This window comes from Streptomyces sp. NPDC002817, from assembly GCF_053592055.1.
In genome coordinates this window covers 18,166-40,340 of the sequence record NZ_JBSFUY010000010.1, presented here as the reverse complement: position 1 = coordinate 40,340, position 22,175 = coordinate 18,166, and the positions used below count along the sequence as shown (strand labels likewise).

Annotated in this window: 20 protein-coding genes; 10 read left to right on the top strand and 10 right to left on the bottom strand. The window is 69.0% G+C overall.

Features of this window, described 5'->3' with window-relative positions; translation table 11 throughout:
• Positions 1–40: 40 nt before the first annotated feature.
• The 3 genes from ACWD3I_RS20725 to ACWD3I_RS20715 all read left to right on the top strand — a co-directional run bounded on the left by ACWD3I_RS20725 (position 41) and on the right by ACWD3I_RS20715 (position 2,454).
• Positions 41–1,291: an MFS transporter gene (locus tag ACWD3I_RS20725; RefSeq protein ID WP_365393126.1), complete on the top strand. Its 1,251-nt coding sequence runs from the start codon at positions 41–43 to the stop codon at positions 1,289–1,291.
• An 11-nt stretch (positions 1,292–1,302) separates the two neighbouring features.
• The gene (locus ACWD3I_RS20720; protein WP_365393129.1) at positions 1,303–1,812 is read left to right on the top strand and encodes a MarR family winged helix-turn-helix transcriptional regulator; all 510 of its coding nucleotides are present in this window, start codon (positions 1,303–1,305) and stop codon (positions 1,810–1,812) included.
• Between the two features lie 162 nt (positions 1,813–1,974).
• The gene (locus ACWD3I_RS20715) at positions 1,975–2,454 is read left to right on the top strand and encodes a hypothetical protein (RefSeq protein ID WP_365393132.1); all 480 of its coding nucleotides are present in this window, start codon (positions 1,975–1,977) and stop codon (positions 2,452–2,454) included.
• Positions 2,455–2,457: 3 nt separating this feature from the next.
• On the opposite strand, the gene ACWD3I_RS20710 is transcribed toward ACWD3I_RS20715, so the two are convergent.
• Positions 2,458–2,799: a DUF3817 domain-containing protein gene (locus ACWD3I_RS20710; RefSeq protein ID WP_365393135.1), complete on the bottom strand. Its 342-nt coding sequence runs from the start codon at positions 2,797–2,799 to the stop codon at positions 2,458–2,460.
• A gap of 64 nt (positions 2,800–2,863) precedes the next feature.
• Here ACWD3I_RS20710 and ACWD3I_RS20705 point away from each other — a divergent pair, with 64 nt between their 5' ends.
• On the top strand, positions 2,864–4,564 hold the full coding sequence (locus ACWD3I_RS20705; RefSeq protein ID WP_365393138.1) for an acyl-CoA mutase large subunit family protein: 1,701 nt from the start codon (positions 2,864–2,866) through the stop codon (positions 4,562–4,564).
• On the opposite strand, the gene ACWD3I_RS20700 is transcribed toward ACWD3I_RS20705, so the two are convergent.
• Complete coding sequence (locus ACWD3I_RS20700; RefSeq protein ID WP_365393141.1) at positions 4,540–5,178, bottom strand: TetR/AcrR family transcriptional regulator; 639 nt, start codon at positions 5,176–5,178, stop codon at positions 4,540–4,542. The genes ACWD3I_RS20705 and ACWD3I_RS20700 overlap by 25 nt on opposite strands.
• A 204-nt stretch (positions 5,179–5,382) precedes the next feature.
• On the opposite strand from ACWD3I_RS20700, the gene ACWD3I_RS20695 reads away from it, so the two are divergent.
• The 4 genes from ACWD3I_RS20695 (at position 5,383) to ACWD3I_RS20680 (ending at position 9,646) form a co-directional block, all read left to right on the top strand.
• Complete coding sequence (locus ACWD3I_RS20695) at positions 5,383–6,363, top strand: tetratricopeptide repeat protein (RefSeq protein ID WP_365393144.1); 981 nt, start codon at positions 5,383–5,385, stop codon at positions 6,361–6,363.
• A gap of 664 nt (positions 6,364–7,027) precedes the next feature.
• Positions 7,028–7,663, top strand: a complete 636-nt coding sequence (locus tag ACWD3I_RS20690; RefSeq protein WP_365393146.1) for a DUF6230 family protein — start codon at positions 7,028–7,030, stop codon at positions 7,661–7,663.
• 119 nt (positions 7,664–7,782) lie between these two features.
• Positions 7,783–8,352, top strand: coding sequence for a DUF6114 domain-containing protein (locus tag ACWD3I_RS20685; protein ID WP_365393149.1), 570 nt, complete (start codon positions 7,783–7,785; stop codon positions 8,350–8,352).
• Positions 8,342–9,646 carry a hypothetical protein gene (locus ACWD3I_RS20680; protein ID WP_365393152.1) on the top strand — a complete coding sequence of 435 codons (1,305 nt, stop codon included), beginning with the start codon at positions 8,342–8,344 and terminating at the stop codon, positions 9,644–9,646. Before ACWD3I_RS20685 ends, ACWD3I_RS20680 begins: the two co-directional genes overlap by 11 nt.
• 124 nt (positions 9,647–9,770) lie before the next feature.
• Here ACWD3I_RS20680 and pyk read toward each other — a convergent pair whose 3' ends face one another.
• The 3 genes from pyk to pta all read right to left on the bottom strand — a co-directional run bounded on the left by pyk (position 9,771) and on the right by pta (position 14,603).
• Positions 9,771–11,195 carry a pyruvate kinase gene (gene pyk / locus ACWD3I_RS20675; protein ID WP_365393155.1) on the bottom strand — a complete coding sequence of 475 codons (1,425 nt, stop codon included), beginning with the start codon at positions 11,193–11,195 and terminating at the stop codon, positions 9,771–9,773.
• Between the two features lie 82 nt (positions 11,196–11,277).
• Complete coding sequence (locus ACWD3I_RS20670) at positions 11,278–12,501, bottom strand: acetate kinase (protein ID WP_365393158.1); 1,224 nt, start codon at positions 12,499–12,501, stop codon at positions 11,278–11,280.
• The gene (gene pta / locus ACWD3I_RS20665) at positions 12,498–14,603 is read right to left on the bottom strand and encodes a phosphate acetyltransferase (protein ID WP_365393161.1); all 2,106 of its coding nucleotides are present in this window, start codon (positions 14,601–14,603) and stop codon (positions 12,498–12,500) included. Before pta ends, ACWD3I_RS20670 begins: the two co-directional genes overlap by 4 nt.
• A 182-nt stretch (positions 14,604–14,785) precedes the next feature.
• Between pta and ACWD3I_RS20660 the strand changes: the two genes are divergently transcribed.
• Positions 14,786–15,811 carry an ATP-dependent 6-phosphofructokinase gene (locus ACWD3I_RS20660; protein WP_266887900.1) on the top strand — a complete coding sequence of 342 codons (1,026 nt, stop codon included), beginning with the start codon at positions 14,786–14,788 and terminating at the stop codon, positions 15,809–15,811.
• Positions 15,812–15,863: 52 nt separating this feature from the next.
• On the opposite strand, the gene ACWD3I_RS20655 is transcribed toward ACWD3I_RS20660, so the two are convergent.
• Positions 15,864–16,577, bottom strand: coding sequence for a helix-turn-helix domain-containing protein (locus ACWD3I_RS20655; protein WP_365393164.1), 714 nt, complete (start codon positions 16,575–16,577; stop codon positions 15,864–15,866).
• A 188-nt stretch (positions 16,578–16,765) separates the two neighbouring features.
• On the opposite strand from ACWD3I_RS20655, the gene ACWD3I_RS20650 reads away from it, so the two are divergent.
• Positions 16,766–17,218, top strand: a complete 453-nt coding sequence (locus tag ACWD3I_RS20650; RefSeq protein ID WP_266887896.1) for a PPOX class F420-dependent oxidoreductase — start codon at positions 16,766–16,768, stop codon at positions 17,216–17,218.
• A gap of 840 nt (positions 17,219–18,058) precedes the next feature.
• On the opposite strand, the gene ACWD3I_RS20645 is transcribed toward ACWD3I_RS20650, so the two are convergent.
• From ACWD3I_RS20645 to ACWD3I_RS20630, 4 genes are all read right to left on the bottom strand, one after another.
• Complete coding sequence (locus ACWD3I_RS20645) at positions 18,059–18,889, bottom strand: carbohydrate ABC transporter permease (protein ID WP_365393167.1); 831 nt, start codon at positions 18,887–18,889, stop codon at positions 18,059–18,061.
• Positions 18,890–18,894: 5 nt separating this feature from the next.
• Positions 18,895–19,755, bottom strand: coding sequence for a carbohydrate ABC transporter permease (locus ACWD3I_RS20640; protein ID WP_365393170.1), 861 nt, complete (start codon positions 19,753–19,755; stop codon positions 18,895–18,897).
• Positions 19,756–19,765: 10 nt separating this feature from the next.
• A complete protein-coding gene (locus ACWD3I_RS20635; protein WP_365393173.1) occupies positions 19,766–21,139 on the bottom strand; it encodes an extracellular solute-binding protein in 1,374 nt (457 codons plus the stop codon).
• A gap of 130 nt (positions 21,140–21,269) precedes the next feature.
• Positions 21,270–22,136, bottom strand: a complete 867-nt coding sequence (locus tag ACWD3I_RS20630) for a 5'-methylthioadenosine/S-adenosylhomocysteine nucleosidase (protein ID WP_365393176.1) — start codon at positions 22,134–22,136, stop codon at positions 21,270–21,272.
• Positions 22,137–22,175: the final 39 nt, after the last annotated feature.

Below are 22,175 nucleotides of genomic sequence, written 5' to 3'. Positions count from 1 at the left end.
ACTCTAGGGCGTGGGCGGGGCGGTCGGCACGCTGCTGCCCATGACGGACGACACCCTCACCGCCGCCCCGCCCACCGGCTACGGCCGCGTCTTCGCCGTACGGGAGTTCCGCGCGGTCTTCGTGGCGCACCTGCTCTCCCTGCTGGGTGTCGTGGTCAGCGAGATCGCGCTCTCGGTCCTCGTCTACGACCTGACCGGCTCGCCCCTGATGAGCGCGCTGGCGTTCGCGCTCGGATTCCTGCCGTACGTCGTCGGCGGCACCCTTCTCGCGGGGATCGCCGACCGCTTTCCGGCCCGGCGGGTGCTGGTGGTGTGCGATCTGGTGTGCGCGGCGTGCGTGCTGCCGATGGCGGTGCCGGGGGCGGGCATCGCGCTGTTGCTGACGCTGCGGTGCTGTCTGGCGGTGGTGGCGCCGGTGTTCCAGGGGACGCGGATGGCGACGCTGGCCGACATCCTCGGGGACGGCGATCTGTTCGTGCTGGGCCGCTCGCTGCTGCGGATCGTGTCGCAGAGCGCGCTGCTCGTGGGGTACGGGGTGGGCGGCCTGCTGCTGACCGTCGTGGCGCCGCGGCATGCGCTGCTGATCACGGTGGCCACGTTCTGTGTGTCGGCGGTGCTGCTGCGCTTCGGCACGCGGCGGCGGCCGGCGCGGGCGGGGGCCGGCACCGCTCTGGTGACGGAGTCTCTGAAGGGCGCGCGGCAGGTGTTCGCGAACCGCCGGGTCCGGGTGCTGCTGTTCCTCTTCTGGGTGCCGCCGATGTTCTCGGTGGTGCCGGAGGCGCTGGCGGCGCCGTACGCGGACGATCTGGGCGCGGGGTCGGTGGGGCTGGGACTGCTGATGTGCGCGCTGCCGGTGGGCACGATCGCGGGGGAGCTGTGGGCGGGGGCGCGGCTGGGGCCGGCGGCCCGGGAGCGGATCGCGTTGCCGCTGGTGTGCGTGACGCTGGTGCCGTACGTGGCGTACGTGCTGCACCCGGGTCTGTCCGTCTCCTTACTGGTGTTGGTGCTGTCGGGGGCGGGGTCGGCGTACACGCTGGGTCTGGACCAGTGGTTCGTGCGGGCGGTGCCGGAGGAGTTGCGGGGCCGGGCGATGACGCTGCTGACGGCCGGCCTGATGACGATCCAGGGGGTGGGGATGGCGCTGGCGGGGGTGGTGGCGGAGTTCGCGGGCGTCGCGGGGACCGTGGCGGGGGCGGGGGTGCTGGGGACGGCGTGCTGTGTGCTGCTGGCCGTGGCGGCCCGCCGGACCGAATGCCAAGACGGTGCTGACCAGCATGTGACCGGCCGGTAAGGTCTGGTGCCGTGCCGAAGCCCCTCAGTCTTCCCTTCGACCCCATCGCCCGCGCCGACGAACTCTGGAAGCAGCGCTGGGGAAACGTGCCGTCCATGGCCGCGATCACCTCGATCATGCGCGCCCACCAGATCCTCCTCGCCGAGGTCGACGCGGTCGTCAAGCCGTACGGACTGACCTTCGCGCGCTACGAGGCCCTGGTCCTGCTCACCTTCTCCAAGGCCGGCGAGCTGACCATGTCCAAGATCGGCGAGCGCCTCATGGTCCACCCCACGTCGGTCACCAACACGGTCGACCGCCTCGTGAAATCGGGCCTCGTGGACAGAAAGCCCAACCCCAACGACGGGCGCGGCACGCTCGCCGTCATCACCGGAAAGGGCCGCGAGGTCGTCGAATCCGCCACCCGCGACCTCATGGCCATGGACTTCGGACTCGGCGTGTACGACGCGGAGGAGTGCGCCGAACTCTTCGCGATGCTGAGGCCACTACGGGTGGCCGCGCACGACTTCGACGAGGACTGAGGCCGTCGGTCAACGTGCGGGCAGCGGGTCGCACCTGAAGGTGATCTCACCGGCGCATGATCGATACGGCAGTCAGGGGCCGATGTTTTCCCTGGGATCTTGTTGGGCGGTCACCGTCCGGGCGGTGGGAGTCCGGGCCCAACACGAACAGGGGTATCGACCTTGTCGAAGCTTCGCGCTGTCACTCGTCGCTTACTGACCGCCGGGAGCGCCGTCGCGGTCATCGGTGCCGTGACGCTGGGCGCCGGAGGAGTGGCGAAGGCCAGCGCCACCGGAACCACCGCGATCGGGACGTTCGACTACGACCTGCGCGGGGCGGGGGTGAAGGTCCCCGTGGGGTGCTTCCTGACGCACTCCATCGACGGCTCGGGCAAGCGCATCACGAGCCAGTTGGCGGGCGTGGACTGCATGGGACTCGCGGCGACCTTCTCCAAGTTCTGCAACTGGAGGATCGACTTCACCTACGCGGACACCAGCAACCGGACGTACAAGACGGCCCGCGGCAAGACACACACCGAGTGCCGACGCGATCCGCTGCGGCGCAACTCCGCGCAGACGCTGCCGAAGTACGGCAAGGCCTGCGCGAGGTTCTACGTGAACGGCAAGCTGCGCGCCACGCAGTGCCACTTCATCACGGCGTGAGCGTCAGGCCGCGGCGGCCTTGGGGGCGGGGTCGTCGACCACGAGCGGCGTGACCTCCCGGGTCACCTTGCGCTCGACGAAGAAGGCGGCGGTCGGGACCGTGCCGGCGAGGAGCACCCAGGCGAGGCGGCCCAGCGGCATCTTCGCCTTGGTGCCCAGGTCGAAGGCGAAGATCAGGTAGATGAGGTACAGCCAGCCGTGGGCGATGCCGACCACCGAGACGAAGCCGTCGAACCCGTCCAGGTCCAGCAGCCGCTTCCCGATCACGCCGATCGTGAGCAGGATGAGCAGGACGGCGGTGACGTAGGCCATCACCCGGTAGCGGGTCAGGACGCTCTTCTTCATGTCGTCGAGAGTAACGGGTGGCTTGCCGTCGACATTTACTAGGACGTCCTAGTAAATTTGAAGCATGGACGCTGACGCCATCGAAGAGGGCCGCCGACGGTGGCAGGCCCGGTACGACGCCTCGCGTAAGCGGGAGGCGGACTTCACCACGTTGTCCGGGGATGCCGTGGAGCCGGTGTACGGGCCTCGGGTGGGGGACCGGTACGAGGGGTTCGAGCGGATCGGGTGGCCGGGGGAGTATCCGTTCACGCGGGGGCTCTATCCGACCGGGTACCGGGGGCGCACGTGGACCATTCGGCAGTTCGCCGGGTTCGGGAACGCCGAGCAGACCAACGAGCGGTACAAGAAGATCCTCGCCAACGGGGGCGGGGGGCTGTCCGTCGCCTTCGACATGCCGACCCTCATGGGGCGGGACTCCGACGACCCCCGGTCGCTCGGAGAGGTCGGGCACTGCGGGGTGGCCATCGACTCGGCCGCCGACATGGAGGTGCTGTTCAAGGACATCCCGCTCGGGGACGTCACCACCTCCATGACCATCAGCGGGCCCGCCGTGCCCGTCTTCTGCATGTACCTCGTCGCCGCCGAGCGGCAGGGTGTCGACCCCGGGGTGCTCAACGGCACTCTCCAGACCGACATCTTCAAGGAGTACATCGCGCAGAAGGAGTGGCTCTTCCAGCCCGAGCCCCATCTGCGGCTCATCGGGGATCTGATGGAGTACTGCGCGGCCGGCATCCCCGCGTACAAGCCGCTCTCCGTCTCCGGGTACCACATCCGGGAAGCGGGCTCCACGGCCGCGCAGGAGCTCGCCTACACGCTCGCCGACGGGTTCGGGTACGTGGAGCTGGGGCTGAGTCGCGGACTCGACGTCGAGGTCTTCGCGCCCGGGCTCTCCTTCTTCTTCGACGCCCACGTCGACTTCTTCGAGGAGATCGCCAAGTTCCGCGCGGCCCGCAGGATCTGGGCGCGGTGGATGCGGGACGTGTACGGGGCGCGGAGCGACAAGGCGCAGTGGCTGCGGTTCCACACCCAGACCGCCGGGGTGTCGCTGACCGCGCAGCAGCCGTACAACAACGTCGTACGGACGGCTGTCGAGGCGCTCGCGGCCGTGCTCGGCGGCACCAACTCCCTGCACACCAACGCCCTCGACGAGACCCTCGCGCTCCCGTCCGAGCAGGCCGCGGAGATCGCGCTGCGGACCCAGCAGGTACTCATGGAGGAGACCGGGGTCGCCAACGTGGCGGATCCGCTGGGTGGTTCGTGGTACGTGGAGCAGCTGACGGACCGTATCGAGGCCGACGCCGAGAAGATCTTCGAGCAGATCAAGGAGCGGGGGCTGCGGGCCCATCCTGACGGGCGGCATCCCATCGGCCCCATCACCTCCGGCATCTTGCGCGGCATCGAGGACGGCTGGTTCACCGGCGAGATCGCCGAGTCCGCGTTCCAGTACCAGCGGTCCGTGGAGAAGGGCGACAAGAGGGTCGTGGGCGTCAACGTCCACCACGGCTCCGTCACCGGCGACCTGGAGATCCTGCGGGTCAGCCACGAGGTGGAGCGGGAGCAGGTGCGCGTGCTGGGGGCCCGCAAGGGCGCGCGGGACGAGGCCGCGGTACGTGCCGGGCTCGACGCGATGCTCGCGGCCGCCCGGGGCGGCGGCAACATGATCGGGCCGATGCTGGACGCCGTACGGGCCGAGGCGACCCTCGGTGAGATCTGCGGGGTGCTGCGGGACGAGTGGGGCGTCTATACGGAGCCGGCGGGGTTCTGAGCGGAGGTCAGGCCCAGGAGCAGCACCCTCGTGAAGCTCCGTACCCACTCCTCGTCCGCCGCGCCCGCGCTCACCAGGGTGCGGTGGACCACCGCGCCCGCGACGACGTCGAAGATGAGATCCACCGTGCGCGCGGCTTCCTCCGGATCCGGCACCGGGGGAAGTTCTCCGCGCTGCTCGGCGCGGGCGCGGCCCTCCAGGACCAGGCGCTTCTGGCGTTCGACGATCGACTCGCGGATGCGTTCGCGCAGCACTTCGTCGCGGGTGGACTCGGCGATCACCGCCATCAGGCCGCTCTTCGCCTCCGGGCGGTCCAGGATCCGCGCGAACTGGAGGACCACGCCCTCGATGTCGGCGGCGAGAGTGCCGCGGTCGGGGAGTTCCAGCTCGTCGAAGAGCTCCGCCACCGCGTCGACGACCAGTTCGTTCTTGCCCGCCCAGCGACGGTAGAGCGTCGTCTTCGCAACCCCCGCCCGCGCCGCCACGTCTCCCAGCGTGAGCTTGGACCAGCCCAGCTCCACCAGGGCCTCCCGGGTCGCCGCGAGGATCGCCGCGTCCGCGGTGGCGCTGCGGGGGCGTCCTGTGGCCCGTGGGGCGGGAGTGCGGCTCTGCATCCCACGACCATAACCGGCGGTTCCTGTGAGGCCGTGAGGGAGATCACCGGGCTCCGGTGGCCCCGAGGCACCCGGTGCCATTACGCTACGACCCGTAGCGAAACCACTGGCGTGGGGTGGGGACCCGGCGCCCGGCAGTACAGAAGCGGTACCGGCTTTCTCAACGCTTTTCACTTGCACGCGCGGACGGGGGAGGATAGACGCATGCAGCCACGGAACATGTCCATGAGCGGAGTCGTCGACCTCGCCGCGGTGAAGGCGGCCCAGGAGGCCAAGGAGAAGGCGGAGCAGGCGCGCGCCGCAGCGGCCCGGCAGGGCGGCGGCGCCGGAGGCGTCTCGCCGGCCGATCTCGTCATCGACGTCGACGAGGCCGGGTTCGAGCGGGACGTCCTGCAGCGCTCCACCGAGGTCCCGGTCGTCATCGACTTCTGGGCCGAGTGGTGCGAGCCCTGCAAGCAGCTGAGCCCGGTCCTTGAGCAGCTCGTCGTCGAGTACAACGGGCGCCTCCTCCTCGCCAAGATCGACGTCGACGCCAACCAGATGCTGATGCAGCAGTTCGGGGTACAGGGGATCCCCGCCGTCTTCGCGGTGGTGGCCGGACAGGCCCTGCCGCTCTTCCAGGGCGCCGCCGGCAAGGAGCAGATCCAGCAGACCCTGGACCAGCTGGTGCAGGTCGCCGAGCAGCGCTTCGGGCTCACCGGGATCACGGTGGACCCGGCCGCCGAGCCCGGCGCCGCACAGGACGCCGCGCCCGAGATGCCGGCCGGACCCTACGACGCGCTGCTCGAGGCCGCCGTACAGGCCCTGGACGCGGGGGACTTCGGCGGCGCGGTGCAGGCGTACAAGAACGTACTGAGTGACGACCCGGGGAACACGGAGGCCAAACTCGGTCTCGCCCAGGCCGAGTTGCTCCACCGGGTGCAGGGCCTGGACCCGCAGCAGGTCCGCAAGGACGCCGCGGAGAAGCCGGCCGACGCGCCGGCGCAGATCGCCGCGGCCGACCTGGATCTGGTGGGCGGGCATGTGGATGACGCCTTCGGGCGGCTCATCGACACCGTGCGACGCACGTTCGGTGACGACCGGGATGCCGTACGTGTACGGCTGTTGGAGCTCTTCGAGGTCGTCGGGGCCGATGACCCCCGGGTGATCGCGTCGCGCCGGGCGCTGGCGCGGGCCCTGTTCTAGGGGGCGGCGCCGACCGGGGCGGGAGCCCCGTTCTGACCAGTCCCTAAACACTCGGGCATGTGGTGCCCGAGTGAAAGATTTGCCGACGGAGTGCCACTGCGGCCGCGCTTTACCAAATCTTGGTAATCGCGGCCGCTGTTACTGCAAGTAAGTTTTGGGCGTTGATCTGTCGGATTCTGTCCGTCCATCAACAACTTTGTCCGCCCCCTGCGGGCCACCCTGAGTCGTCGGCCGAGACCAGCGGGTCGTTGTTCGGTTATCCGGCCGTTACTACCGAGTAACGAAGCCCCTTGTGCGGGCGGCGAGAATGCACCACGATCGGCGACGCTCGGTCCATTCCCCGCACCCCGACAGCCGGTCGGGCCCGCGGGAACTCCTGGGTCCCCACCGAGCAGAGCAGGCAGCAGTGGTGCCTGCTCTTGGGCAGGGGGGTCTTCGCCTTCCGGTGGAGCCTGTCCAGCAAGGTTGTGCGTGATGTGCTCAGGCGCGACCAGTGGTTGTCGCTCGGGGGTGATCGCCGGTGATCGGTGCGCGGTTCGCGCCTCCGAGTACGGGCGCTCCCCTTCCCGAGGACGTAGCACTTCTCCCATCCCTGCCCGGCTGAGCCGTCATGTTCGACAGGGGCAGTCAGGGCCAGGAGATGTACGTCCGAGAAGGAGGAAATATGGAGTCCCAGGTGCGTGGCGGGACCAGATGGAAGCGGTTCGCCGTCGTGATGGTGCCCAGCGTGGCCGCCACGGCTGCGATAGGTGTCGCCCTCGCGCAGGGCGCTCTCGCCGCGTCGTTCAGTGTGTCGGGTCAGTCGTTCAAGGTGACGGCGGACAAGCTTGAGGGCACGGGCTTCTCCCAGTACGGAGCCCTCGACACGGGGTACACCCTTGACGGCAAGAAGACGGCTCACCCCGTCGCGGTCTCCGCGTTCAAGAGCGCGGAGCTCACCAACATGTGCCAGTCGGTGGTCACCCCGAACATCCCGATCCTCGGTTCTGTCAGCCTCACGCTGAAGGCCGGCGGGGGCGGTACGCCGGTCAAGGCCGAGAACCTGTACGTCGACATCGAGGAACTCGAGGCCGACGCGACGTTCACCAACATCGACATCGGTGTTGCGGCCAAGGACGCCAGCAAGGGTCCGGGCATGAAGGGTGGCGGCGAGCAGGCCAACCCCTTCGGCTTCGCCCAGCAGGCCGAGAAGGCCACGCTGACCGACGTGAAGCAGACGGCGTGGGCCACCACCGCCGGAACCTTCAAGCTCAGCGGCCTGAAGATGTCGCTGTCGACGGGTGTCAAGGAGTGCTACTAAGCACTCGCTGACGGGCGGGGGGGCCGGTGGCGCCCCCGCCCGTCCACTGTGAAGCGCGGTTCTTCACGCGCCGTACAACTCACCACCACAGCAACGCCGCACCAGGGAGCTGTTTTTCCATGAGCGCCGAGACTCCTGCCGCACCCGGCCACGATGAGCACTACCTCCGGGTCGCCAAGCGGAAGTTCCGCGCCTGGCGGGGCGACCGGCCGTTCTGGGCCGGGCTGTTCGTCCTTCTGGGCGGAATCCCCATCGCGTACTTCCCTTACGCACACCTCCAGATCGGTCACCTGACCCTCGCGATGGCCACCACCGCGGGCGCCGGGTCGCTGATCATCGGTGTGCTGCTGGGCGTCCTCGGCATCAGCCTCTGGTTCCAGAAGCACGTCCGCACGTTCGCGGGCGTCGCGGCGATCCTGCTGGCCCTGGTGTCCATCCCCGTGTCCAACCTCGGCGGTTTCCTCATCGGCTTCCTCTTCGCCCTCATCGGCGGAGCGATGGCCGTGGCCTGGGTGCCGGGCGAGCCGCCGGTGCAGGAGCCGGTCCAGGAGGACACCACGGGTGCGGGCAACGCACCCGAGGGTGCGGTTCCCACGCTCTCCAAGGACGCGTACGACGTCGGTGAGCCGAACGATCTGTCAGGAACGAGCCCGGCGAACGGGGCGAACGGGAGGCACAGTGCCGGCTGACGAGGTGACCCACGGGGCTGATGTGGAGGGGTCCCGTGCGAGAACCGGGCCAAGGCATGCGGCGCCCAAGAAGCCGCTGTTCACCCGCTTCCACATGCCCGCGGGCAAGGCGATAGCCCTGGCGGCGATGCCGACCGCGGTCCTCATGGGGATGGGGTTCACGCCGACGCTCGCCAACGCCGAGGACCAGCCCGCCTCCAAGAGCCTGACGGCCGACGAGTACAAGGACTGTGTCACGGCGCTGGAGGACGGCGCTTCGGCGTCTGCCTCGCCGTCGCCGTCGGCTTCGGCGTCCGAGAGCGACTCCGACGACGACGCGGAGGCGACTCCCTCGGCGTCCGCTTCCCCGGGCTCCGACTCGGGCGGCGACTCTTCGTCGGATTCAGGTTCCGACGAAGAGGCCGAGCCCACGCCGTCGGCGTCCGCCAGTTCGTCCTCGGCGGGCTCCAACGACGCCCAGTCCGGAGCCACCGCCACGCCCTCGCCCTCCGCCTCCGAGAGCAGCGGGAACGTGCTGGAGGAGATCGGCGACGCCATCGAGGGCATCTTCACGGGCGGTGAGAGTGCCTCGCCGTCCGCGAGCGCCAGCCCGACGCCGTCGGCCTCGCCCTCGGAGAGCTCCTCCGACGACAGCAAGGACGACGACGCGTCCGACGCCGTCAAGGACACCACCGGCAAGGTCGCCGACACGGTCGAGGACACCGTGAAGGACACGACCGACGCGGCGTCCAAGGCTGCCGAGGACACCACCGACGCCGTCGAGAAGGCGGCCGAGGCGGTCACCGCCAGCCCGTCGCCGAGCTCCAGCACGGACGTCGACGACTGCCCGGTCGCCACCGACGCGGAGGGCGGCGTGGACAACACCGTGCCGCTGCCGGCCGACCCCTGGTACCTGAACGCCAGCTCGTTGCTGCTGAAGGGCGCCGACTACAAGGGCATCGTCAAGGTGCGCACGGCCGACGGCACCGTCAAGGAGGTGCTGAAGTACGTCATATCCGACGGCACCGACATCGGCGACCTGCACCAGACGGTGAAGGACGAGCAGTCCGGCAAGACCTACCACGTGCAGGCGGCCAAGGGCTCGACCTCCACGATCCGCGACGGCGACACCGTGATGTACACGGAGAGCATCTCCGGCAACCTGCTGGGGCTGATCCCGGTGACGTTCAGCCCGGAGAGCCCGCCGCCGCTGAACATCCCGCTGATCTACTTCACCAAGGTGACGGTCGTGCAGGCCGGCCAGTTCGGCGGCACCCTGCACGTGCCGGGGCTGCACAGCTACCAAACCGACTGAGTGCCGCCACAGGCCCGTTCGGGAGCCGCAACACGCCTGAGGGCGCCCCCTGATCCAGGGGGCGCCCTCAGCGCCGTACACAGGCCTCCTCGGCCGTCGGGGCCCCCGGAGGGGCCCCGGGGTCCTACTTCTGGCCGCCCAGGTGGTGGACGCGCAGCATGTTGGTGGTGCCGGGGATGCCGGGGGGCGAGCCGGCGGTGATGATGACGATCTCGCCCGGGTTGAAGCGGTTGATCTTGGCGATCTCCTGGTCGACCATGTCGACCATTTCGTCGGTGCTGTTCACGAACGGCACGACGTGCGACTCGACGCCCCAGCTGAGCGTCAGCTGATTGCGGGTGCTCTCGTCGGTGGTGAAGGCGACGATCGGCTGGACCGCGCGGTAACGCGACAGACGACGGGCGGTGTCGCCGGACTGGGTGAACGCCACCAGGCCCCGGCCGCCGAGGAAGTCCGCGATCTCACACGCGGCACGCGCGATCGAACCGCCCTGCGTGCGCGGCTTCTTGCCGGGGACGAGCGGCTGCAGGCCCTTGCTGAGCAGCTCCTGCTCGGCCGCGGAGACGATCTTCGACATCGTCTTGACGGTCTCGATCGGGTACGCGCCCACACTCGACTCGGCGGACAGCATGACCGCGTCCGCGCCGTCCAGGATCGCGTTGGCCACATCGGAGGCCTCGGCGCGGGTGGGACGGGAGTTGGTGATCATCGACTCCATCATCTGGGTCGCCACGATCACCGGCTTGGCGTTGCGGCGGCACAGCTCGATGAGGCGCTTCTGCACCATCGGGACCTTCTCGAGCGGGTACTCGACGGCGAGGTCACCACGGGCGACCATCACGGCGTCGAACGCCATCACGACGTCCTCCATGTTCGCCACCGCCTGCGGCTTCTCCACCTTGGCGATGACCGGGACGCGACGACCCTCCTCGTCCATCACCTTGTGGACGTCCTGCACGTCGCCCGCGTCCCGGACGAAGGAGAGCGCGACCATGTCGCAGCCCATGCGCAGCGCGAAACGGAGGTCCTCGACGTCCTTCTCGGACAGCGCGGGCACGTTCACGGCCGCGCCGGGCAGGTTGATGCCCTTGTGGTCGGAGACGACACCGCCCTCGATGACGATCGTCTTGACCCGGGGGCCCTCGACGTCCAGGACCTTCAGCTCGACGTTGCCGTCGTTGATGAGGATCTGGTCGCCGCGCGAGACATCGCCCGGCAGGCCCTTGTAGGTGGTCCCGCAGATCTGCTTGTCACCCGGGACGTCCTCGGTCGTGATGACGAACTCGTCACCGCGCTCCAGCTCCACCGGGCCCTCGGCGAAGGTCTCCAGGCGGATCTTGGGGCCCTGGAGGTCGGCGAGGACGCCGATGGCCCGGCCGGTCTCCTTGGCGGCGGCACGGACGCGGTCGTACCGCCCCTGGTGTTCGGCGTGCGTGCCGTGGCTGAAGTTGAAGCGGGCCACGTTCATGCCGGCTTCGATCAGGGACACGAGCATTTCGTGGGAGTCGACCGCGGGGCCGAGAGTACAGACGATTTTCGAACGGCGCATGGGGCGATCCTATCGGTTTGTTTCGCTACGGAATATTCCGTCTGGTGGAAGATACAAATGGGCGCCTATCTGCTCAGGCGTGTTACTGCCGTGTATTACTTCCGACCAGCGCGTAGGTCTGTGTGGCGATCTCCAGTTCTTCGTCGGTGGGCACGACGGCCACGGCCACGCGCGCGTACTCCGGGGAGATCAGCCGCGGTTCGTCGCTCCGTACGGCGTTGAGCTCGCTGTCCACCGTGAGGCCCAGCTCCTCCAGGCCCGACACCGCAGCCTCCCGCACCGCACTCGCGTTTTCCCCGACCCCCGCTGTGAAGGCGACCGCGTCCACCCGGCCGAGCACCGCGTAATAGGCGCCTATGTACTTCTTCAAACGGTGAATGTAGATGTCGAAGGCGAGTTGCGCCTGTTCGTCACCCTCGTCCACCCGGCGGCGGATCTCCCGCATGTCGTTGTCCCCGCACAGCCCGATCAAGCCGCTCTTCTTGTTGAGAAGAGTGTCGATCTCGTCCGTGGACATTCCGCCAACACGCATCAAATGGAAGATGACGGCCGGATCCACGTCTCCGGAGCGCGTACCCATCACGAGCCCCTCCAAAGGCGTCAGCCCCATGGAGGTGTCCACGCACCGGCCCTTCTCGACCGCCGAGGCCGAGGCCCCGTTGCCCAGGTGCAGCACGATGACGTTGACCTCCTCCGGCGCCTTGCCCAGCAGCTTCGCGGTGGCGCGGGCGACGTACGCGTGCGAGGTGCCGTGGAAGCCGTAGCGCCGGATGCGGTGCTCGTCGGCGGTGGCGACGTCGATCGCGTACCGGGCGGCCGACTCCGGCATCGTCGTGTGGAACGCGGTGTCGAAGACGGCGACCTGGGGCAGGTCGGGGCGCAGCGCCTGGGCGGTGCGGATGCCGGTGAGGTTGGCAGGGTTGTGCAGCGGGGCGACCGGGATCAGCCGTTCGATCTCGGCGAGCACGGCGTCGTCGACGACGGTGGGCGCGGTGAAGGACTGCCCGCCGTGCACGACGCGGTGGCCGATGGCGGCCAGCTCGGGGGAGTCGAGGCCGAGTCCGTCCTTGGCCAGTTCTTCCGATACGGCCTTCAGGGCGGCCTCGTGGTCGGGGATCGGCCCGGTCCACTCACGGGAGTCGCCCGTGGTGAGGGGCGTGTGCTTGAGCCGGGAGGACTCCTCGCCGATGCGCTCGACGAGGCCCAGGGCCAGCCGGCTGCTGTCCTGCATGTCGAGCAGCTGGTACTTCACCGACGAGGAACCGGAGTTGAGGACGAGGACGCGGGTGCCGCGGGGCGAGCTCACTGCTGGGACGCCTTCTCGGTGGGGGACGGGGCGGGGGACTGGGCCTGGATCGCCGTGATGGCGACGGTGTTGACGATGTCCTGGACGAGCGCGCCCCGGGACAGGTCGTTGACCGGCTTGCGCAGACCCTGGAGCACCGGGCCGACGGCGATCGCGCCGGCCGAACGCTGCACGGCCTTGTAGGTGTTGTTGCCCGTGTTGAGGTCCGGGAAGATCAGGACCGTCGCCTGCCCGGCCACCTCGGATTCCGGCAGCTTGGTCGCCGCGACGGTGGGCTCGACGGCGGCGTCGTACTGGATGGGCCCCTCGATCCTCAGATCGGGCCGCCGCAGCCGTACCAGCTCGGTCGCCTCGCGCACCTTGTCGACGTCGGCGCCGGAGCCGGACGTACCCGTCGAGTACGACAGCATCGCGATCCGCGGGTCCACCCCGAACTGCCCGGCGGTCGCGGCCGCCTGGATGGCGATGTCGGCCAACTGCTCGGCGTTCGGGTCCGGGTTGACCGCGCAGTCGCCGTAGACGAGAACCCGGTCGGCGAGGCACATGAAGAAGACGGACGAGACGATGTCGGCGTCCGGCTTGGTCTTGATGATCTCGAAGGCGGGCCGGATGGTCGCGGCCGTGGAGTGCACGGAGCCGGAGACCATGCCGTCGGCGAGCCCCTCCTGCACCATCAGCGTCCCGAAGTAGTTCACGTCGGAGACGACGTCGTACGCCAGCTCCACCGTCACGCCCTTGTGGGCGCGCACGGTCGCGTACTTCTCGGCGAAGGAGTCGCGCAGCTCGCTGGTGGCCGGGTCGATCAGCTGGGCGGGGCCGAGGTCGATACCGAGGTCGGCGGCCTTCTTGCGGATCTGGTCGACGGGTCCGAGGAGAGTGAGTTCGCAGACCCCGCGGCGCAGCAGCACCTCGGCGGCGTGCAGGATGCGGGGCTCGGTGCCCTCGGGCAGCACGACGCGGCGCTTGTCGGAGCGGGCCTGCTCCAGGAGCTTGTGCTCGAACATCATCGGGGTGACGCGGTCACTGCTCGGTGCCGAGATCCGCTTGAGCAGGTCGCCGCTGTCGATGTAGCGCTCGAAGAGGCCGAGCGCGGTCTCCGCCTTGCGCGGCGTGGCCGCGTTCAACTTCCCTTCCAGGGAGAAGAGTTGCTCGGCCGTCGGGAAGCTGGTGCCGGGCACCGAGAGCACCGGCGTGCCGGGGGCGAGGCGGGCGGCGAGGGTGAGGACGTCGTCGTTCGGCACCTCGCCCAGGGTGAGCAGCACACCGGCTATCGGCGGGGTGCCTGCGCTGTGCGCGGCGAGCGAGCCGACGACCAGGTCGGCGCGGTCGCCCGGGGTCACGACGAGACAGCCCGGGGTCAGCGCGCCGAGGAAGTTCGGCAGCATCGCGCCGCCGAAGACGAAGCCGAGCGCGTCCCTCGCGAGCCCCGAGTCGTCACCGAGCAGCACCTTGGCGCCGAGGGACTGGCCGATCTGCGAGACGGTCGGCGCGGACAGGGCGGGCTCGTCGGGCACGACGTAGCAGGGCACGGGCAGCCGGGAGGAGTCGAGCCGCTCGGCGATGAGGTCCCGGTCCTCGCGGGCGACCCGGTTGGTGACCATGGCGAGGACGTCGCAGCCCAGGCCGTCGTAGGCGCGATACGCGTTACGGGTCTCGGCGAGCACCGACTCCGCGGGCTGCTTGCGGCCGCCGACGACGGGGATGACGGACGCCCCGAACTCGTTGGCGAGCCGGGCGTTGAGCGAGAGCTCGTCGGGGAGCTGGGTGTCGGCGAAGTCCGTCCCGAGGACGAGGACCACGTCGTAGTCACGGGCGACGAGGTGGAAGCGGTCGACGAGCGTCGAGACCAGTTCGTCCGTCCCCTGTTCGGCCTGGAGCGTGGACGCCTCGTGGTAGTCCATGCCGTAGACCGTCTTGGGGTCCTGGGAGAGGCGGTAGCGGGCGCGCAGCAACTCGAACAGGCGATCGGGACTGTGGTGGACGAGGGGCCGGAAGACACCCACCCGGTCGACCTGCCGGGTCAGGAGTTCCATGACCCCCAGCTCGACGACCTGGCGGCCGTCGCCGCGGTCGATACCGGTCACGTACACGCTGCGGGTCACGCGTGCTCTCCGTTCGAAAGAGGGGGCACAAAAATCGCCCACCGAGGTGAGCAGAACCCTCTTGACAATACCTCTCGCGCTGGATAAGGCGCCCGTCAGGAGTGGAGGCGGCAGTGCGGTGTGGGACGTGAAACAATCGGACTGGCTCACCGGTATCAACAGCGAGCAGGAGACACAGCACGATGCGTATCGGAGTTCTCACCGCAGGCGGCGACTGCCCCGGCCTGAACGCAGTGATCCGGTCGGTCGTGCACCGAGCGGTCACGCAGTACGGCGACGAGGTGATCGGCTTCGAGGACGGCTACGCGGGTCTCCTGGACAGCCACTACCGCAGCCTCGACCTGGACGCGGTGAGCGGCATCCTGGCCCGCGGCGGCACGATCCTCGGCTCCTCCCGTCTGGAGCGCGACCGCCTCCGCGAGGCCTGTGAGAACGCGCCCGACATCGCCCGTGACTTCGGCATCGACGCGCTGATCCCGATCGGTGGTGAGGGCACGCTGACGGCGGCGCGGATGCTGTCGGACGCGGGCCTCCCGGTCGTCGGCGTTCCGAAGACGATCGACAACGACATCTCCTCGACGGACCGGACCTTCGGTTTCGACACGGCGGTAGGGGTCGCCACGGAGGCGATGGACCGCCTCAAGACGACGGCCGAGTCCCACCAGCGGGTGATGGTCGTCGAGGTCATGGGCCGCCACGCGGGCTGGATCGCCCTGGAGTCCGGCATGGCCGCCGGTGCCCACGGCATCTGTCTCCCCGAGCGCCCCTTCGACCCGGCCGACCTGGTCAAGATGGTCGAGGAGCGCTTCTCCCGCGGCAAGAAGTTCGCCGTCATCTGCGTCGCCGAGGGCGCGCACCCCGCCGAGGGCTCCATGGACTACGGCAAGGGCGACATCGACCAGTTCGGCCACGAGCGCTTCCAGGGCATCGGTACGGCGCTGGCGTACGAGCTGGAGCGACGGCTCGGCAAGGAGGCCAAGCCGGTCATCCTGGGCCACGTCCAGCGAGGTGGCGTACCGACGGCGTACGACCGCGTCCTGGCGACCCGCTTCGGGTGGCACGCGGTGGAGGCCGCGCACCGGGGTGAGTTCGGGCGGATGACGGCGCTGCGCGGGACGGACGTCGTGACGGTGCCGCTGGCGGAGGCGGTGACCGAGTTGAAGACGGTGCCGAAGGACCGGATGGACGAGGCGGAGTCGGTCTTCTAGACCCTGCTCGCCCGGACCGAGTTCGCCCGGACCGTGTTCACCGGGACGTCGTTTATCCCGTGACCTTCTGGACGTTCGTCCAGAAGTTGTCGACGATCCGGTCGAGGAAGTCTCGGCCCGAGTGGCTCGAATCGCCTGCCGCGCTGCCTTCTCCCCAGCTCAGCGTGGCGACCATCTGCCCCTGGTACTCCTGGTGCAGCTCTTGGAGGACATCCTCCAGGAGCCGCCGGTCCAGGGGCACGATCTTGCTCACGGGACGGACGTACGCCTGCCAGCGCGTGGTGACGGCGCTGCGGAGATGCTCGGTCAGCCGTGGCTCGCGGCCCGTGACGGTGACGAAGTCCGGCAGGGCCAGGTCCAGCACCTCGGCGAGGACGGCGGACTGACGGTCGTTGCCGCGCCAGTCGTTGTTCTCCTCCATGCGCAGATAGGCGAGGAGTTCGAGCCCCAGGGCATGGGCGACGTCCTCGGGGGCCAGGCCCCGCCTGATCCGGTGCTCGCGCAGAGTGCGCGGCTTGCCGATGAGTTCGCCGGCGGAACACCACAACACGCCCGCGAGAGCGGTGAGTTCGGGACTGGTGGGGTTCGTCGTCCCCCGTTCCCACGCGACGACGAGGTCCGGGGTGACGTAGGGCAGCCCGTAGGAGGCCCGCATGCCGTAGGCGACATGTTCGGGGCCCATGTTCAGGGCGGTACGGAGGCGGCGGGCGGCGGGGGCGTTGAAGGGAGGGCCTGGCTGGTTCGGGAGGGCTGGGGGTCGGCGCACGGGGCACAACGTAGGGGCGTTGCGCTCCGAAGACTACGGTCTGTTCGGCCAGGATCACGGATTGTAGGAACGTACGGTTCAGGCCCCGGTCGGGGGTGGCTGAAGATCGGCTGTCGGGTGGGTGGGGGTGGTGGCGAGGATGACGCGCAGTGGCTTGATCGGGATTCCGGAAAGGTGTGTGGATCTTCGTGTACGAGGTGAATGGCAAGGTAGAGGGGCATATTCGCGAGCGGTTGCTGGCGCCGAACTTCTGGCACCTCGCGACGGTGGGGGCGGACGGGTCTCCGCAGGTCTCGCCCATGTGGGCGGATCTCGAAGGGGAGTACGTCATGGTCAACACGGCGATCGGGCGCGTGAAGGAGGAGAATCTTCGGCGCAATCCGAGCGTTTCGCTGTCGCACCATGACCCCGAGAACCCCTACGACCGGGTGGAGATCCGGGGGCGGGTCGTGCGTTTCGTCGAGGGGGAGGAGGCGGAGCGGTCCATGGACCGGCTTACTCGGAAGTACATCGGGGAGGAGCGGTATCCGTGGTTGTTGGCGGGGGAGCGGCGAGTGATGTTGTTGATCGAGCCGGTGAAGGTGCGGAGGGTTGTGGGGGTGGAGCCGTTCCGTCCGGGGGTATTGCCTGAGGGGGCTTAGCGAAGGCGGCGCGGGGGCGGTTCCATGGGTGGCCGGGGCGGGCGGTACGACGGGGATCATCTTGACTTCAGGGGCGGGGAGTTCAAGGGGACCTTTGTCGCGAACGGGGACGTCTACCAGCATGCGGCGGCGCCTACGGCTTTGGAGGCCCTGCCCGCGCGGGTGAGCGGGTTCACCGGTCGAGGTGGTGAGCTGGGTCAGTTGCTCCACGTGTTGGAGCCGGCTGTGTCCAGCGGGCGCGCGGAGGCGGCTCCGGTGCTGGTTGCCGTGCTCTCCGGGCTCGGCGGCATCGGCAAGACAGCGCTCGCGGTGGAGGTCGCTCGCAGGGCATGCGAGCGGGAATGGTTTCCGGGCGGCGCGCTTTTCCTGGATCTCCATGGGTACGACGACGATCCCGTCACGGGGCAGCAGGCGCTCGAAGCCTTGCTGCGGGCGCTCGGTGCGGCGCCGGAGCACGTTCCCGTCCGGGTGGACGAGCGGGCCGCGCTGTACCGCTCGCTACTCGCCGAGCGGGGGCGGGAGCGGGGAGCGGTACTGGTGCTCGCCGACAATGCCTCCTCCCCGGATCAGGTGCGGCCGCTGCTTCCCGGTGACATGCGGCATCGGCTGCTGGTCACCTCGCGCAACCAGTTGCCTCAACTGGGGGCACGGTTGGTGGCGTTGGGGGAGCTGATGCCGGAGGAGGCGTACGAGCTTCTCGACCGGGCCCTGCGGATCGCGGATCCGGCTGACAGGCGGGTCGCCGATGAGACCGAGGCCGCCGCGGAACTCGCGTCTCCTTCGACCGGGCCAACGCTCCCGACCGGGCTGCCGCGGCGCGGACCGCGGCAGCCGAACCCCTCACCCCTTGACCGCCCCACCCAACGCGAACCCTCCGCCCAACCGCCGAGCCACCAGCACGTACAGCAGGATCACCGGCGTCGAGTAGATCACCGAGAACGCGGCCAGCTGCCCGTACGCCACCATCCCCCGGTTCCCGAAGAACTCGTTGATGCTCACCGCCGCCGGCATCTGATCCGGCGTCAGCAGCAGCATGAACGGGACGAAGAAGTTGCCCCACATCATCACGAACGAGAAGACCGTCACCACCGCCACACCGGGCCCCATGAGCGGGAGGACGATCCGGAGCAGGGACTGGAAGGATGACGCGCCGTCCGTCCAGGCCGCCTCCTCCAGTTCCTTCGGTACGCCGTCCATGAAGTTCTTCATCAGCCATATCGCGAACGGCAGTTGAGAAGCCGCGAAGAAGAAGATCGTGCCTTGCAGGGTGTCGATCAGGTTCACCTGGACGAACAGGGCGTACACCGGGACCATGATCGCGGTGATCGGGAGGCTCGTGGCGAAGAGGATCGTCAGGAGGAAGGGGCGGTTCAGGCGGGACCGGAAGCGGGAGAGCGGGTACGCCGCCAGCGCCGCGCACACCACCGTCAGCAGGGTGCCGCCACCGCACAGCAGCAGACTGTTCAACAGCGGCGTGAACGTGATCTCCGGTGTCAGGACCGCGTCGAAGTGGGACAGGGTGACGCCGTCGGGGAGTTTCACGCGGAGGTTCGCGTCCGGGTCCACCGAGGACAGGAGCACCCACGCCAGCGGGAGCATGAATGCCGCGGCCACCACCAGGAGGCCCGTGTCGGCCGCCAGGCGGCGGGTGGTGGTGCTGCGGGATGCCATGGGTGTCAGACCTCCGTCCGGAGCAGGCGTACGTACACCGCCGAGAACAGCGAGCCCACCACCAGAAGCAGCAGCGCCACCGCGGTGCCGTAGCCGATCATGCTCTTCTGGAAAGCCTCCTCGTACATGAAGAGGGGGAGGGTCTGGCTCTTGCCTCCCGGCCCGCCTCTCGTCATCACCCAGATCAGACCGAAGACGGACAGGGTCTGGAGGGTGATGAGCATGAGGTTCGTGCCGATGGAGCGGCGGATCATCGGGAGGGTGATGTGCCACATGCGGCGCCAGCCGCCCGCGCCGTCGACCTCCGCGGCCTCGGTGATCTCCCTGGGGATCTCGTTCAGCGCCGCCGAGTAGACCAGCATGGAGAACGCCGTGCCCCGCCACACGTTCGCGAACGACACCGCGAGGATCGGCAGGGTGAACAGCCAGTTCTGGGTGGGGAGATGGAGCCGGTCCAGGATGGCGTTCAGGGTGCCCTCGCGGCGGAAGAAGGCGTAGAGGAGGAAACCGGCGACCACCTCCGGGAGCACCCACGCCGCGATCACCACCGCGCCGACGACCGTGCGCACCGGCTTCGACGCGCGCCGCATCAGCGCGGCCAGCGCCAGGCCCAGCGTGTTCTGGCCGATCAGCGCCGACACGACCGTGAAGACCAGCGTCAGCCACACCGCGTTCAGGAACGCCTCGTCCCCGAACGCCGTACGGAAGTTCTCGAAGCCGATGAACGACTCCTGGGCCTGGCCGGTGAGTTGGAGGTCGGTGAAGGCGATGTAGGCGCAGTACGCGATCGGGCCGGCCAGGAAGAGGAGCAGGAGGATCACGGAGGGGGCGAGGGGGAGGGCGCGGGCGGTCCTGGTGAGTCTCATGGGAGAGGGCTCACTTCTCGATCACTTTGCCGTCGGCGGCCGTTCTCAGTTCCTCGTCGTAGGCCTTCGCCGCTTCCGCCACCGACATGTCGCCCGTCGTCACACCCTCCATCGCCTCCTGGATCGCGGTGGAGACCTTCGGGTACGCCGGGTAGGCGGGCCGGTAGTGCGTGCTCGCGACCAGGTCGGTGAAGAACTTGATGCCGGGCTGGGCGTCGGCGTACGCGGGGTCTTCGGCGACGTCCTTGCGGACCGAGATGCCGGAGTTGGCGACGTACCACTTCTGGGCGTTCGCCTTCGTCTGCATCGTCTTGATGAAGTCGAAGGCGAGGTCGGGATTGGCCGCCTTCGACGGGATCGCCCATGTCCAGCCGCCGGACATGCTCACCTTGCCGGGGGCCTGGCCATGCTGGGTGGGCATGTACGCGAGGCCCAACTTCTGTGACCACTCGGGCCATTCGTGCCCGCTGCCCTCCAGCCAGTCCTGCGGGAGCCAGGAGCCGTCCAGGTCGATGCCGAGCTTCCCCTTGGGCAGGAGGTCGCCGCGGATGACGGTCTGGATGTTGGGGTCCAGGGCGGTCTCGACGTCCGGGCCGAGCTTCTCCTTGTAGACCGTCTCGACGAAGGAGAGGGCGTCCTTGAAGCCCTGGCCGCCGGCGATCCACTTCTTGGTGGCGGTGTCGTAGAGGGGGTCCGCGGTGCCGTCGGCCGTGCCGTAGAGCAGCATCTCGAAGCCCTGCATCGTCGCGGCCTCACCTGCGGGTTTGCCGGTGTAGACGTTGAGAGGGGTGACGTCGGGAACCTTCTCCTTGATCGTGCGGGCGGCTTCGAGGACGTCGTCCCAGGTCTTGGGCTGCCAGTCGGCGGGGAGGCCGGCCTTGGCGAAGATGCCCTTGTCGAACCAGAGTCCCCGGGTGTCCGTGCCGTCCGGGACGCCGTACGTCTTCCCGTCCTCGGCCTTGGCCGCGGTCTTCGCCGTGTCGATGAACTGGTTCCAGTCCGGCCACTTGGCGAGGTAGGCGTCCAGGGGCTTCAAGTACCCGCTGGTGATGTCGGAGTTGATGAGGAACGTGTCCTCGTAGACCAGGTCCGGGGCGGTCTTGGGGGAGCGGAGCATCTGCTGGACCTTGGTGTAGTACTCCGAGTCCGGGGCCTTGATCGGGACGAGCTCGACCTTCTTGCCGGGGTTCGCCTTCTCGAACTGCTTCTTGATGTCGGCGAGGTACTCGTCCATCACCTTGATGGAGTTGTCCGTGGACTGCTTGAAGGAGACCTTCAGTGTGTCCGGGTCGCTTCCGGAACCGGAGCTGCACGCGGTGAGGGCGGTGGCGGTGAGGGCGGCGGCGAGGAGTACGGGGAGAACGGCGGTGGGGCGCACGGGCATGACCTCCTACGGGCTCACGTGGGGGTGGCCGGGTGGCTGCCCGGTGAACGTAGGGGGAGTGGTCTAGTCAGGTCAATGAGTCTGCGGCGGATTGGGTACGGCAGGCACCGGCCCAGGCATCGAGCGGCGCCTACCGGTCCCCGTCCCCCCGTTCCACCCGCTTGCCCACGAACGGTCCGTTGAACGTGCTGTTCCGGAAGTCGAAGTGGTCCCCTCCGTAGACGGACCCACGAGGGGAACCCTCCTCGGAGTCATCGGCCCCCGCCGAACTCCCCGCCGAACCCGCCGGTGACGACCGCCCACCGAACGGCCGTAGCTCCCGCAACACCGCCACCAAGGCCGAAGCCGCACTCGCGGCCGCCCGGGGCTGCCACCCCTCCCCGTCCACCAGGGACTTGTCCCCGTCGGCCCGATCGCTGATCCCGCGGATCACCAACGCGTCCCCACCCGCGAGGTCCACCGCACTCGCGACCCCCGCGCCCTCCATCTCGATGGCGGCGGCGTCGTTGTAGTACTTGCGCAGATGCTCGGCCAGCGCGGACGACGAGGCCGCCAGCACCACATCCCCCGCGGCGACCGGCTTCAGGTGCGCCCGGGGATCGTCGCGCAACGCGTCCTGAGCCGCGGCCCGCAACCGGTGCGAGGCCCGCCAGGCCTCCGGTCGTACATGGAAGCCCTCGTCCGTGTCCTTGCCCCCGTGCACGGCGTACACCTTGGTCGCCACCACCACGTCACCCAACGCGATGTCGCTCTTCAGCCCCCCGGCGACCCCGACGAAGAAGACGGCTTCCGGCTCCAGCCACGTCATCACCCGCTCCGTGAGCGCGGCGGCCGTCAGATTCCCCTCGCCCAGCTGCACCAGGGCGACCGACCACGGCGTACCCGCCAGCACCCCCACCGCGGCGCGCGTGCCTCGCGGATGCTCCTGCTTCCGTACGTCGGAGAGGTGTCCCCGCACGGCCGTGTACTCAAGGGACAACGCGGTCAACACTGCCACGGTGGGTCGAGTCACTCCCTTAAGGTACGGCCAAGTGAC

Bases quoted from the DNA above. Each gene is read 5' to 3' on its own strand.
- ACWD3I_RS20725 (WP_365393126.1), top strand. From the start codon at position 41: ATGACGGACGACACCCTCACCGCCGCCCCGCCCACCGGCTACGGCCGC.
- ACWD3I_RS20710 (WP_365393135.1), bottom strand. From the start codon at position 2,799: ATGAAGAAGAGCGTCCTGACCCGCTACCGGGTGATGGCCTACGTCACC.
- ACWD3I_RS20705 (WP_365393138.1), top strand. From the start codon at position 2,864: ATGGACGCTGACGCCATCGAAGAGGGCCGCCGACGGTGGCAGGCCCGG.
- ACWD3I_RS20700 (WP_365393141.1), bottom strand. From the start codon at position 5,178: ATGCAGAGCCGCACTCCCGCCCCACGGGCCACAGGACGCCCCCGCAGC.
- ACWD3I_RS20695 (WP_365393144.1), top strand. From the start codon at position 5,383: ATGCAGCCACGGAACATGTCCATGAGCGGAGTCGTCGACCTCGCCGCG.
- ACWD3I_RS20690 (WP_365393146.1), top strand. From the start codon at position 7,028: ATGGAGTCCCAGGTGCGTGGCGGGACCAGATGGAAGCGGTTCGCCGTC.
- ACWD3I_RS20685 (WP_365393149.1), top strand. From the start codon at position 7,783: ATGAGCGCCGAGACTCCTGCCGCACCCGGCCACGATGAGCACTACCTC.
- pyk (WP_365393155.1), bottom strand. From the start codon at position 11,195: ATGCGCCGTTCGAAAATCGTCTGTACTCTCGGCCCCGCGGTCGACTCC.
- ACWD3I_RS20660 (WP_266887900.1), top strand. From the start codon at position 14,786: ATGCGTATCGGAGTTCTCACCGCAGGCGGCGACTGCCCCGGCCTGAAC.
- ACWD3I_RS20645 (WP_365393167.1), bottom strand. From the start codon at position 18,889: ATGGCATCCCGCAGCACCACCACCCGCCGCCTGGCGGCCGACACGGGC.
- ACWD3I_RS20640 (WP_365393170.1), bottom strand. From the start codon at position 19,755: ATGAGACTCACCAGGACCGCCCGCGCCCTCCCCCTCGCCCCCTCCGTG.
- ACWD3I_RS20635 (WP_365393173.1), bottom strand. From the start codon at position 21,139: ATGCCCGTGCGCCCCACCGCCGTTCTCCCCGTACTCCTCGCCGCCGCC.